The organism is Saccharothrix coeruleofusca (genome assembly GCF_017876325.1).
Lineage (GTDB): Bacteria > Actinomycetota > Actinomycetes > Mycobacteriales > Pseudonocardiaceae > Actinosynnema > Actinosynnema coeruleofuscum.
Genome location: NZ_JAGINV010000001.1, coordinates 735,701 through 747,500, shown reverse-complemented (window position 1 = coordinate 747,500; position 11,800 = coordinate 735,701). Strand labels below are relative to the sequence as shown.

The 11,800-nt window shown below is 72.9% G+C and carries 13 protein-coding genes (1 of these 13 only partly in view); 4 read left to right on the top strand and 9 right to left on the bottom strand.

Annotation, left to right across the window (positions count from 1 at the left end):
* The 4 genes from JOF41_RS03695 to JOF41_RS03680 form a co-directional block, all read right to left on the bottom strand.
* Positions 1 to 615, bottom strand: partial view of an SPFH domain-containing protein gene (locus JOF41_RS03695; RefSeq protein WP_209616117.1) — the 5' portion only. The gene continues 18 nt to the left of window position 1, outside the view; 615 of the gene's 633 nt are visible here — the first part of the coding sequence; its start codon is at positions 613 to 615; the stop codon falls past the left edge of the window.
* 221 nt (positions 616 to 836) lie between these two features.
* Positions 837 to 2,735: a 1-deoxy-D-xylulose-5-phosphate synthase gene (gene dxs, locus JOF41_RS03690; RefSeq protein WP_189221799.1), complete on the bottom strand. Its 1,899-nt coding sequence runs from the start codon at positions 2,733 to 2,735 to the stop codon at positions 837 to 839.
* 71 nt (positions 2,736 to 2,806) lie between these two features.
* A complete protein-coding gene (locus tag JOF41_RS03685; RefSeq protein ID WP_189221800.1) occupies positions 2,807 to 4,036 on the bottom strand; it encodes a class I SAM-dependent RNA methyltransferase in 1,230 nt (409 codons plus the stop codon).
* Complete coding sequence (locus JOF41_RS03680) at positions 4,033 to 6,027, bottom strand: APC family permease (RefSeq protein ID WP_189221801.1); 1,995 nt, start codon at positions 6,025 to 6,027, stop codon at positions 4,033 to 4,035. Before JOF41_RS03680 ends, JOF41_RS03685 begins: the two co-directional genes overlap by 4 nt.
* Positions 6,028 to 6,110: 83 nt before the next feature.
* Here JOF41_RS03680 and JOF41_RS03675 point away from each other — a divergent pair, with 83 nt between their 5' ends.
* Both JOF41_RS03675 and JOF41_RS03670 read left to right on the top strand, forming a co-directional pair.
* Positions 6,111 to 6,773: a potassium channel family protein gene (locus JOF41_RS03675; protein WP_189221802.1), complete on the top strand. Its 663-nt coding sequence runs from the start codon at positions 6,111 to 6,113 to the stop codon at positions 6,771 to 6,773.
* Positions 6,774 to 7,430, top strand: a complete 657-nt coding sequence (locus JOF41_RS03670; RefSeq protein ID WP_189221803.1) for a potassium channel family protein — start codon at positions 6,774 to 6,776, stop codon at positions 7,428 to 7,430.
* Positions 7,431 to 7,458: 28 nt separating this feature from the next.
* On the opposite strand, the gene JOF41_RS03665 is transcribed toward JOF41_RS03670, so the two are convergent.
* Entirely contained in the window at positions 7,459 to 8,145 is a 687-nt protein-coding gene (locus tag JOF41_RS03665; RefSeq protein WP_189221804.1) for a DUF3159 domain-containing protein, read from the bottom strand.
* Positions 8,142 to 8,519, bottom strand: a complete 378-nt coding sequence (locus tag JOF41_RS03660; protein WP_189221805.1) for an OB-fold nucleic acid binding domain-containing protein — start codon at positions 8,517 to 8,519, stop codon at positions 8,142 to 8,144. The genes JOF41_RS03665 and JOF41_RS03660 overlap by 4 nt, the downstream gene beginning before the upstream one ends.
* A gap of 106 nt (positions 8,520 to 8,625) precedes the next feature.
* Here JOF41_RS03660 and JOF41_RS03655 point away from each other — a divergent pair, with 106 nt between their 5' ends.
* A complete protein-coding gene (locus JOF41_RS03655; RefSeq protein ID WP_209616113.1) occupies positions 8,626 to 9,372 on the top strand; it encodes an alpha/beta fold hydrolase in 747 nt (248 codons plus the stop codon).
* 15 nt (positions 9,373 to 9,387) lie between these two features.
* On the opposite strand, the gene JOF41_RS03650 is transcribed toward JOF41_RS03655, so the two are convergent.
* A complete protein-coding gene (locus JOF41_RS03650) occupies positions 9,388 to 10,026 on the bottom strand; it encodes a DUF3710 domain-containing protein (RefSeq protein WP_189221807.1) in 639 nt (212 codons plus the stop codon).
* A gap of 4 nt (positions 10,027 to 10,030) precedes the next feature.
* Positions 10,031 to 10,498, bottom strand: a complete 468-nt coding sequence (gene dut / locus JOF41_RS03645; RefSeq protein WP_189221808.1) for a dUTP diphosphatase — start codon at positions 10,496 to 10,498, stop codon at positions 10,031 to 10,033.
* Between the two features lie 24 nt (positions 10,499 to 10,522).
* Between dut and JOF41_RS03640 the strand changes: the two genes are divergently transcribed.
* On the top strand, positions 10,523 to 10,993 hold the full coding sequence (locus tag JOF41_RS03640; protein ID WP_307867219.1) for a DUF3093 domain-containing protein: 471 nt from the start codon (positions 10,523 to 10,525) through the stop codon (positions 10,991 to 10,993).
* A 91-nt stretch (positions 10,994 to 11,084) separates the two neighbouring features.
* Here the strand turns inward: JOF41_RS03640 and JOF41_RS03635 are convergent, their stop codons facing one another.
* Positions 11,085 to 11,384 carry a DUF4193 domain-containing protein gene (locus JOF41_RS03635; RefSeq protein ID WP_189221809.1) on the bottom strand — a complete coding sequence of 100 codons (300 nt, stop codon included), beginning with the start codon at positions 11,382 to 11,384 and terminating at the stop codon, positions 11,085 to 11,087.
* Between the last annotated feature and the right edge of the window lie 416 nt (positions 11,385 to 11,800).

The window sequence follows — 11,800 nt, the reverse complement described above, 5'->3', positions numbered from 1 at the left end:
CACCACGGTGTGCGCGGACTGCAGCGCCCGCAGCTCCAGCAGCGCCGGGTGCTCCTCGGCCAGTCGGGCGACGTTGAGCAGCGAGCGCAGCGCCGCGGTCTCCCCGCGCGCCCGTTCCAGCGCGGCGCGGCCCTCGCTGCGCGCGACGATCTCGTTCAACGCGGCCTTGCGCAGCTCGGCGGGCATGACCACGTCGCGCACGGCGACCGCGCGGACCTCGACCCCCAGCTCGGCGGCACGGGGCCGCATCCCGGACAGCACCTCGGCGGCGATGGCCCCGCGCTCGGCGTCCACCCGGTCGTGGGAGCGGGTGAGCACGGCCGCCCGCAGCGCGAGCTGGGCGGCCAGGTGCAGCTCGTCGAACGGGGACGCCGCCGCCACCACGAACGCGGCCGCGTCGACGACCTCCCAGTTCAGCACCACCGTGACGCGCACGAGCACGCCGTCGGCGGTCGGCACGTCCTGCCAGGCGGGCGCGTAGGAGCGGGGCCGCACGTCCACGCGGCGCACGACGTCGCGCCAGCGCAACCGGTGCCTGCCGGGGCCGAGCACCTCCAGCAGGGCGCCGCGCCGGAACACCACGCCGCGCTCCCACGGCATCAGCGTGTGCTTCACGTCCCCTCCTCCCGTCCCGCGCGCACCGCGACCCCGGCCGTGGAACGGCGGGCGGGAGCCTGAGCTCGCAAGGCCCGCCGCCCCGTGGTCGACCGGGGTCGCGGCTTCGGGGATCGAACCCTCGCGGTGAACGCGTTCCATGCGGTTGCCCGGCTGGATCGCGGGACCCGGACCGGCACCGCCGTCCGGGCCGCTGACCGGGCTGGAGGAGGGTAGCCCGGCTACTTCTCGACCGTCGCGCCCATTTCCGCGGGCTCGGCCGCGACGACCCACTCGGTGATCCGGCGGGCCACGTCCTGCGCGGTCAGCCCGAGGTCGGCCAGCACCTCGGCGCGCTCGCCGTGGTCGTGGAAGGTCTGCGGGATGGCCAGGTCGCGCAGCGGGGTGGCGACGTCGGCGTCGCGCAGCGCGGCGGCCAGCGCCCAGCCGAAGCCGCCGTGCCTGCCGCCGTCCTCGACGGTGACCACCAGGCGGTGCCCGGCGGCCATGTCGACCAGCTCCGGGGCCACCGGGAACACCCAGCGCGGGTCCACCACGGTCACCCCGATGCCCTGGTCGGCCAGCCGCTGCGCGGCGGCCACGGCCAGCTCGCCGAACGCGCCGACGGCCACCAGCAGCACGTCCTCGCCGTCGCGCCGCAGCACGTCGACCGAGCCCACCCGCTCCAGGGCGGGCAGGTCGGCACCCACCGACGCCTTCGGGTAGCGCACCACGGTCGGGGCGTCGCGCACCTCGACCGCCTCGCGCAGCTCCTCGCGCAGCGAGCCCGCGTCGCGCGGCGCGGCCACCCGGACGCCGGGGATCAGGCCCAGGATGGACAGATCCCACATGCCGTGGTGGGAGGCGCCGTCCGGGCCGGTGATGCCCGCCCGGTCCAGCACCACCGTGACGCCCTGCTTGTGCAGGGCCACGTCCATCAGCAGCTGGTCGAAGGCCCGGTTGAGGAACGTGGCGTAGATCGCCACCACCGGGTGCATCCCGCCCATGGCCAGGCCTGCGGCCGAGGTCATCGCGTGCTGCTCGGCGATGCCCACGTCGAAGCAGCGGTCGGGGAAGGCGTTGGCGAACTTGTCCAGCCCCGTCGGGCCGCGCATGGCGGCGGTGATGGCCACCAGGTCCGGCCGCTCGCCGCCCAAGGCGACCAGCTCGTCGGCGAACACGTGGGTCCAGGTCCGCTTGGACGGGCCGACGTTCTCGCCGGTGATCGGGTCGATGACGCCGGTGGCGTGCATCTGGTCGGCCTCGTGGTTCTCCGCGGGCGCGAAGCCGTTGCCCTTGCGGGTGACCGTGTGCACGATGACCGGCCCGCCGAAGGACTTGGCCCGGCGCAGCGCCGACTCCAGCGCGACCACGTCGTGGCCGTCGACCGGGCCGATGTACTTCAGGCCCAGGTCCTCGAACATCGCCTGCGGGGCCAGCGCGTCCTTGATGCCGCGCTTGGTCGCGTGCAGCGCCGCGTACAGCGGCTTGCCGACGATCGGGGTGCCCTGCAGGGCGGTCTTGCCGCGCTCCAGCGCCCGCTCGTAGCCGGGCTGCAGGCGCAGCGACGACAGGTGGTCGGCCAGGCCGCCGATGGTCGGCGAGTAGGAGCGGCCGTTGTCGTTGACCACGATCACCACCGGGCGGTCGGTGCCCGCGGCGATGTTGTTCAGCGCCTCCCAGCACATGCCGCCGGTCAGCGCGCCGTCGCCGACCACCGCGACCACGTGCCTGCGCTGACCGCCGAGCTGGTAGGCCTTGGCCAGGCCGTCGGCGTAGGACAGCGCGGTGGAGGCGTGGCTGTTCTCCTCCACGTCGTGCTCGCTCTCGGCGCGCGACGGGTAGCCGGACAGGCCGCCCTTCTGGCGAAGGGTGTCGAAGCCCTCGCGGCGGCCGGTGAGGATCTTGTGCACGTAGCTCTGGTGGCCGGTGTCGAACACCACCGAGTCGCGCGGGGAGTCGAACACCCGGTGCACCGCCATGGTCAGCTCGACCACGCCCAGGTTCGGGCCCAGGTGCCCGCCGGTGCGGGAGACCTTCTCCACCAGGAAGCGCCGGATCTCCTCGGCGAGCCTGACCAGCTCGTCGTGGTCCAGCCGCTTCAGGTCGGCCGGTCCGTGCACGGATTCCAGCAGCGTCACCGCTCACCTCGCCCTAGTGGTTCGCACCCCGTTCGCTCGCGAAGTCTACGGACCACCGGCTGAGACGTGCTTCAGCGAGCGGGCTCCAGCAGCGCCACGCACTCCACGTGGTGCGTCATGGGGAACGCGTCGAAGGCCCTGAGCTGGGCCAAATCGTACCCTCGCTGGGCGAAGGAGGCGATGTCGCGGGCCAGCGCGGCCGGGTCGCACGCGACGTAGACCACACGCTCGGGGCGGCTGCGGGCGATCTCGGTCACCACGGCCCTGCCCGCGCCCTTGCGCGGCGGGTCGAGCACCACCACGTCCGGCGGCAGGTCGGTGAACTCCGGCGTCCGCAGCACCTCCTCGGTCTTGCCCGCGTACCAGCTGACCTGGGGCAGGTCCGACAGGTTGCGCCTGCCGTCCTGCACCGCGCGGGTGGAGTACTCCACGACCGCCACCGAGCCGGTGGCGCCCACCTGCTCGGCCAGCACCGAGGCGAACAGGCCCACCCCGCCGTAGAGGTCCCAGGCGCGCTGGCCGGGGCGGCAGTCGGCCCACTCGGCGACCACCTTGGCGAAGGTGTCCGCGGCGGCCGGGTGGACCTGCCAGAAGCCGTCGGCGCGCAGGTTCCACGCCCGGCCCGCGGCCAGCTCGGTGGCCGTGCCGCTGCCCCGGCGCCTGCGCGCCGGTCCGGGCACCTGGCGGCCCCTGCGGCGCTCCGGCGGGCCGACCTCGGTCAGGTGCACCTGCCCGCCCGCGTCCCTGGTCACCACCAGCTCCGCCCCTGCGGGCCAGGTGCGGTCCACCACGTCGTCCAGCGCGTCCGGCACGGCGATCACGCAGTGGTCCACCGGGACGACCTCGTGGCTGCGGTGCTTGCGGAAGCCCGCCCGGCCCTCCGCGTCGACCGCCAGCCGCATCCGGGTGCGCCAGTCCTCCGCGCCGCCGGGCAGCGGCTCCACCACGACCCGCCGCTCCAGCCCGGCCAGCCTGCGCAGCTGCTCGGCCACCACGGCGGCCTTCAGCTCCAGCTGGGCCTGCGGGGTGGCGTGCTGCCAGTCGCAGCCGCCGCACAGCCCCGGACCGGCGAACGGGCACGGCTGCTGGACGCGGTCGTCGGAGGCCACCAGGACCTCCACCGCGTCCCCCCGGCAGAACGAGCCGCCGGAGTCCTCGGTGATCCGCACGACCACCCGCTCGCCGGGCAGCGCGTGCCGGACGAACACCACGCGCCCCTCGTGCCGGGCCACGCAGTGCCCGCCGTGGGCGACCGCGCCGACCTCGACCTCGATCAGCCGCTGCTCCCAGGTGGCCTTCACGCGCCGTCCCGCTTGTCCAGGCCGCGCCGGATCGCTCCGGGCGCGACGACGTCCCTGTCGGTGACCTTCTTCGACGAGGCCAGCTGCCACGGCACGCTGGTCACCATCACACCGGGCTGGAACAACAGTCTGCCCTTCAGCCGCAGCGCGCTCTGGTTGTGCAGCAGCTGCTCCCACCAGTGGCCCACCACGTACTCGGGGATGAAGACGGTGACCACGTCGCGCGGGTTGTCCGTGCGCACCCGCTTGACGTAGTCCAGCACCGGCTTGGTGATCTCCCGGTAAGGCGACTCGATGACCTTGAGCGGGACCTTGAAGTTCTCCTTCTCCCACTCCCGGACCAGCCTGCGGGTGTCCGCGTCGTCCACGTTGACGGTGACCGCCTCCAGCACGTCCGGCCGGGTGGCCTTGGCGTAGGCCAGCGCCCGCAGGGTGGGCATGTGCAGCTTGGACACCAGCACCATGGCGTGGTTGCGGGCGGGCAGCAGCTTCTGCCGCTCCTGCTGGCGCAGCTCCTCGGCGACCCGGTCGTAGTGCTTGCGGATGGCGGTCATCAGCGCGTAGATGGCGGCCATCGCGGCGATGGCGATCCAGGCGCCGTTGGTGAACTTGGTGATCAGCACGACCACCAGCACCGAACCGGTCATCACCAGGCCGAAGGCGTTGATCGACTGGGCGCGGCGCATCCGCCGGCGGGCGACCGGGTCCTCCTCGGTGGCCAGCAGCCGGTTCCAGTGCCGCACCATGCCGCTCTGGCTGAGCGTGAACGACACGAACACGCCCACGATGTAGAGCTGGATGAGCCTGGTGACCTCGGCCTCGAAGGCGACCACCAGCACGATCGCCGCGCCCGCCAGGAACAGGATGCCGTTGCTGAAGGCCAGCCGGTCGCCGCGGGTGTGCAGCTGGCGGGGCAGGTAGCGGTCCTGGGCCAGGATCGAGCCCAGCACCGGGAAGCCGTTGAACGCGGTGTTCGCGGCCAGCACCAGGATCAGCGCGGTGACCCCGGTGATGAAGAAGAACCCGGCCGGGAAGCCGTCGAACACCGCGCCCGCGACCTGGGCGACCATCGTCTTCTGCTCGTAGCCCTCGGGGGCGCCGACCAGCTGGTGGGCCGGGTCCTCGGCCATCTTCACGCCGGTCAGCTGGGCCAGCACGATCAGGCCCATCAGCATGGTGACCGCGATCAGGCCCATCATCAGCAGCGTGGTGGCCGCGTTGCGCGACTTGGGCTTGCGGAACGCGGGCACGCCGTTGCTGATCGCCTCCACGCCGGTCAGCGCGGCGCAGCCGGAGGAGAACGCGCGCAGCACCAGGAACACGAACGCCAGGCCCATCAGGTGGTCGTCCTCGGCGCGCACCTCCAGGCCCGCGGACTCGGCGCGCATCTGGTCGCCGAGCACGAACGCGCGCACCAGCCCGTAGCCGATCATGGCCAGGACGCCGCCCATGAAGGCGTAGGTGGGGATGGCGAAGGCGCTGCCGGACTCGCGGATGCCGCGCAGGTTGACCGCGGTCAGCAGGGCGATGGCGACGACCGCGAACTCCACCTTGTGGGTGGCCACGAACGGGATCGCCGAGCCGATGTTGGCCGCAGCCGAGGAGATCGACACCGCGACGGTGAGGATGTAGTCCACCAGCAGGGCGCTGGCCACCGTCAGGCCCGCGCGGCGGCCCAGGTTGACCGTGGCGACCTCGTAGTCGCCGCCGCCGGAGGGGTAGGCGTGCACGTTCTGCCGGTAGCTGGCGACCACGGTGAGCATGACGACCACGACCACCACGCCGACCCACGGGGCCAGCGCGTAGGCCGACAGGCCCGCCACCGACAGCACCAGGAAGATCTCCTCCGGGGCGTAGGCCACGGAGGACATCGCGTCCGAGGCGAACACCGGTAGCGCGATGCGCTTGGGCAGGAGTGTGTGAGCGAGTCGGTCGCTCCGGAATGGCCTGCCGACCACGAGGCGCTTGGCCGCTGTTGCGAGCTTGGACACGAGTGGAAAGGGTAAGGGGTCTGCCTCCCCTGGTCGGACTAATCATCGGTAGGTTTGGCCAAGGCGTCGTTCAGGAGGAACTCGTGCACGTGGTGATCATGGGTTGTGGCCGGGTGGGGTCGTCCCTGGCCAAGGCCCTGGAGCGCCTGGACCACCAGGTCGCGGTCATCGACAAGGACGCGCAGGCGTTCCGGCGGCTGGGGCCGGACTTCCACGGGCAGCACGTGGTGGGCAACGGTTTTGACCGGCAGGTGCTGGTGGAGGCGGGCATCGAGCGCGCGGGCGCGTTCGCCGCGGTGTCCAGCGGGGACAACTCCAACATCATCTCGGCGCGGGTGGCGCGGGAGACCTTCGGCGTGGACGCCGTGGTCGCCCGCATCTACGACGAGAAGCGCGCCGCGGTCTACGAGCGGCTGGGCATCCCGACCGTGGCCACCGTGCCGTGGAGCACCGACCGGTTCCTGCGGATGCTGCTGCCCGAGGGCGCGTCCACGGCCTGGCGCGACCCGTCCGGCACGGTCGCGGTGCTGCCGCTGGACCTGCACGAGGACTGGATCGGGCGCTCGGTGCGCGACCTGCAGTCGGCCACCGGCTGCCGGGTGGCGTTCATCATGCGGTTCGGCACTGGCGTGCTGCCGGACTCCAAGACCCTGCTGCAGGCCGACGACGTGGTCTACGTGGCGGCGCTGTCCGGGACGGTCACCGACGTGGCCGCCGCCGCGGCACAGGCACCCGAGGAGAGCTGAGTGCGTATCGCGATTGCCGGGGCGGGCGCGGTCGGCCGCTCCATCGCCCAGGAGCTGGTGGCCGACGGGCACCAGGTGATGCTCATCGAGCGCGACCGGGCGCACTTCGAGCCGCACACCGTGGAGCAGGCCGACTGGGTCCAGGCCGACGCCTGCGAGCTGTCCTCGCTGGAGGACGCCGGGATGCAGCTGTGCGACGTGGTGATCGCCGCCACCGGCGACGACAAGGTCAACCTCGTGGTGTCGCTGCTGGCCAAGACCGAGTTCGCGGTGCGCCGGGTGGTGGCGCGGGTCAACGACCCGGCCAACGAGTGGCTGTTCACCTCGTCCTGGGGCGTCGACGTCGCGGTGTCCACCCCGCGCATCCTGTCCGCGCTGGTCGAGGAGGCGGTGACGGTCGGCGACGTGGTGCGGCTGATGACGCTGCGCCAGGGCCAGGCCAACCTCGTGGAGATCACGCTGCCGGAGGACACCCCGCTGGCGGGTTCGCCGGTCAACGCGCTGGAGCTGCCCCGTGACGCGGCGCTGGTGACCATCCTGCGCGGCGGCCGGGTGATCGTGCCGACGCCGGAGGACACCCTGGAGGGCGGCGACGAGCTGCTGTTCGTGGCCGCGGCGGACGTGGAGCGGGAGATCAGGTCCGCGCTGGGCTACTAGCGGGGTGGGGCTCGCGGGCCCCACCCGTTCAGCTCTCCTCGGCCTGCGCCCGGAGCCGCTCCTCGGCGGCCCGGTTCTCCTCCTCGTAGCGGGCCTGGGCGGCCTTGAGCCGCCGGTCCGAGCGGCGCACCGCCCACACCGTCACGGCCACGGCCACGGCCATCAGCGGGTAGCCCATGGCCAGCCGGGCGAAGGCCAGCCACCCCACCGACGCCTCGTCGTACAGCCACCGCTGCACCACGAACCGCGCGCCGAACACCAGCGCCCACACCAGCGTGGCGATGTCGTAGTCGCGCACCGAGGCGCGGTCCTGCCGCCAACCGGTGCCCTGGCCGTTGAGGAACGACCAGATCACCCCCGCCAGCGGCCAGCGGACCAGGATCGAGACGACGAACACGCCGCCGTAGACCAGGCTCTGCCAGATGCCGAACAGGAAGAAGCCCTTCGCCGAGCCGGTGCGGTAGGCGATGAAGGCCGCGATGCCCACGCCGAACACGGCGGAGACCGCGGGCTGCACCGAGCCCTTGCGCATCGCCAGGTAGACGCCGATCAGGACCGCCGCAGCCAACGCGCTCCAGATGGCGGGCATGAGGCCCGCGAAGGCGTTCACCAGGACGAAGACCACCACCGGCAGCGAGGAGAAGACCAGGCCGCTGACGCCGCCCATCTGCTCCAGGAGGGTGGGTTGCTTCTCCGACTCGTTCACTGAGGTCATGAAGCGTTCTGCAGCTCGTAGTAGGGGTTGTAGAGGACCTTGCGGCCGTCGCGGACGGCGATCCGGCCCTTGGCCTTGATGGTGCGGCCCGGCTCGATGCCCGCGATGCGCCTGCGACCCAGCCACACCAGGGTCACGCCCTCGGTGCCGTCGTACAGCTCCGCCTCCAGGGTGGCGACCGCGTCGCGGGGGCACAACTCGACACTCCGCACCCGGCCCATGACCGTCACCTGTTCGCCTGACCTGCAGTCGCACGCCCGGACGGCGCCGACCTCCTCGGCTTTCCGCGAGAGGTCGTCCGCGTCCAACTCGCTGACATCGGTCGTCAGCCGACGCACGAGGCGGCGCCAGTAGCCGCCCCCAGAACTGGTCATCCCCGACTCCTGGCCACTTGAGGGGCCTCGACAGCGAAGCCCGTCCTCAAACCAGCGTAACCGGGTCCACCCGATCGAGTATCCGTCTGGGGGAGGATGTGGGGTCGTGGGTTCGTCACGCGCGGTATTGCTGCCGGGGACGGCGTCGGACGGGGTGTTCGTGCGGTCGGTGTTCGCCGCCCCGCTGGCCTCGGCGGGGTTGTCACTGATCACCCCGTCCGGGGCGACCGTCGAGGAGCACCTGGCCGCCCTGGACGCCGCGTACCTGGGTGAACCACTGATCGTGGGAGGCGTCTCACTGGGCGCGCACGTCGCCGCGGCGTGGGCGGCGCGCACGCCCGAGCGGTGCGCCGGGCTGCTGCTGGCGCTGCCCGCGTGGAGCGGCCCGGCCGCCGGGGCGCCCGCCGCGCTGGCCGCGGCCGTGAGCGCGGAAGTGGTCGAGCGGGACGGGGTGGACGCGGCGCTGGCGGGTGTCGACGGGTGGCTGGGCGCGGAGCTGTCCCGCGCCTGGCGCGGGCACGGCGCGGCGCTGGCCGGTGTGCTGCGCGCGGCGTCCAGCACCGCCGCGCCCACCCTCGGCGAACTGGCGGCGCTGGACGTGCCCGCCGGGGTGGCCGCGTGCACCGACGACCCCGTCCACCCGCTCGCGGTGGCCCAGCAGTGGGCCGCCGCACTGCCCCGCGGCGCGCTGCGCACCACCACCCTGGCCGAGCTGGGCGCCGACCGGACGGCACTGGGCCGCGCCGCCGTTGCCGCTCTGCTGGAGAGCCGGGCCGGTGCCGACGGAGCCACCCGGTCGCGCGTTCGGGACAGTCGGGGAGTGGTTACCGGCCCCGACGGGCGGGGCCGGTAGTACTTGCCGGTGCGGTCAGCGCTGGCCGCCCTGCTGGGCTTGGGAGATGTGGCGGGCGATGGCCTCGGGCAGCTCGATCGGCAGCGGCGTGCGCACCGGCATCGGCTGGGTGCCGCGCACCACGACGGTGTCGCTGATCAGCTCGCGCAGCGCGAGCAGCGCCTGGTCCGCCTGGGGCTCGCTGGGCGCGGCGGCGACCCCGCGCAGCATCCACCGGGGCCCGTCCACGCCCACGAACCGCAGGTGCACCTCGCTGCCGCGGGCCGAGATCTCCTCACCCCAGCGGCCGTTCTCCCGGTTGATCCGGAAGCCGTCGCCCTTGAGCTGGGCGATCAGCTCCGCGCCGACCTCCGGCCACAGCTTGTCGGTCCTCGGCGCGGCGAACGCGCTCACGGTGAGCTGGCCGACGCCGGTGAGCAGGTGCACCGCGCGCACCGCGCCCGCCGGGTCCATCTCCACCTGCAGCTGCGCGCCCTCGGGCACCGGAACCCGGATCGACCCCAGGTCGAGCCGGGTCAGGCCGTCGTCGGGCGCCTGCGACTCGTCGAACGGACCCTCCTCGGGCAGCTCCTCGCCGCCCTCGACGCCGGTCTCCGGCTGCGCCGTCCCCCGGTTCGCGGAGTGCCTCCCGCGCTTGCGGCGCCGTCCGAACATCGCCTCACCCCTCCGTCCGGGCGAGCACGTCGTGCCCGCCAGTAGAGCCGTAGCCGCCCGTGCCGCGTTCGGAACCGGGCAGCTCGTCGACTTCGCGGAACACCGCGTGCTCCACCTTCTGCACCACCAGTTGCGCGATCCGGTCGCCGCGCGCCAGCACCACCGGCTCGCGCAGGTCGTGGTTGACCAGGCACACCTTGATCTCCCCCCGGTAGCCGGAGTCGATCGTGCCCGGTGCGTTGACCACGCTCAGCCCGACCCGCGCGGCCAGCCCCGACCGGGGGTGCACGAAGCCCGCGTAACCCTCCGGCAGGGCGATGGCCACTCCGGTGCCGACCACGGCGCGCTCGCCCGGTTCGATCACCACGTCGGTGGTGGTCACCAGGTCCGCGCCCGCGTCACCCGGTCTGGCGTACGCGGGCATCGGCACGGTGGGATCGAGCCGGGAGAGCAGGACCTCGACGCTGGGCACGGCGCGCGAGACTACCCTGGAGCCGTGAGCGAGAGTGCTGTGACCGCCCCGACCGCCTTCCGCGAGCGGCTGTTCGTGCCGTGGTGGGGCTGGCCGCTGCCGCTGGGCGCCGCGGTGCTGCTGGCCGCGGAGATCCACATGGGCTTCCCCGGTGTCCGGTCGTGGCTGCCCTACGTCATCACGGTGCCGATCGCGCTGCTGCTGCTGGTGCGGCTGGGTTCGCTGAAGGTCGAGGTCTCCGGGGGCGAGCTGCGGGTCGGCGAGGCGCACGTGCCGCTGGAGCTGCTGGGCGAGGTCGAGGTGTTCGATGCCAAGGGCAAGCGCAAGGCGATGGGACCGCACCTGGACCCGATGGCGTTCGTCGCGCACCGCGGCTGGGTCGGTCCGATGGTCAAGGTGGAGCTGCGGGACCCGCAGGACCCGACGCCCTACTGGTTGTTCAGCGTGCGCTCGGCGCGGCGGCTGGCCGAGGTGCTGCGGGCCGCGCGGGCGTGAGCCCCGCCGCCGGGACGCGCCCGGAAAGACGACTGGGCGCCACCTCGGGTGAGGTGCGCGCCCAGGGGGTCGTCGCTGCTGCCTGCCCGCGTCAGGCGCAGTCCCGGCAGATGTACTGGCCGTTGTGCTCCTCGGCCAGCCTGCTGCGGTGGTGCACGAGGAAGCACTTGGAGCAGGTGAACTCGTCGGCCTGCTTGGGCAGGACCTTGAACGTGAGCTCCTCGCCGGACAGGTCGGCGCCCGGCAGCTCGAAGTTCTCGGCGGTCGCGTCCTCATCGATGTCGACGACCCCGGACTGCGTTTCATTGCGCCGCGCCTTCAGCTCCTCGAGGGAGTCCTCGGCGAGCTCGTCGGCCTCGCTGCGACGCGGAGCGTCGTAGTCGGTCGCCATCTTCTTTCACACCCCTGCGGTCAACGGAGACTGGTTCGTGTCGCTGGTTAACGCACCAGCGCTCCTGTTTGTGCCCTCCGACTGGGTGACGGAGGTCTCGCCCCACCGCCGAGCGCCAACCCCCTGTGCGGCGACGCGTAGCAGATGCCCGGCGGTGCGCGGAGCGCGCAGAGGGTAGCTCACGGATCGGGCACCCGCGCAGCGGGTTCCCCCTAATTGAGCAGACGGGTGAGAGGACCTTCGCACGCAGGCCCGATAGGCTTGGCGCGGCTTTGCCGCCTCCGTTGGCAACGGGGCGTTCCCCCGGCGAGCGGGAGCACCCTCCGCAATCGGGTGGTTGCGCGCCGTCGCGGCTCGCCCGAGACGCGCGGCGCTCGGCGACGGCATAGCCTGATCAGCACACAAGCTCCACAACG

Coding starts and splice junctions, on each gene's coding strand:
- JOF41_RS03665 (WP_189221804.1), bottom strand. CDS start 8,145: ATGACCTCAGTGAACGAGTCGGAGAAGCAACCCACCCTCCTGGAGCAG.
- JOF41_RS03660 (WP_189221805.1), bottom strand. CDS start 8,519: ATGACCAGTTCTGGGGGCGGCTACTGGCGCCGCCTCGTGCGTCGGCTG.
- JOF41_RS03650 (WP_189221807.1), bottom strand. CDS start 10,026: ATGTTCGGACGGCGCCGCAAGCGCGGGAGGCACTCCGCGAACCGGGGG.
- JOF41_RS03635 (WP_189221809.1), bottom strand. CDS start 11,384: ATGGCGACCGACTACGACGCTCCGCGTCGCAGCGAGGCCGACGAGCTC.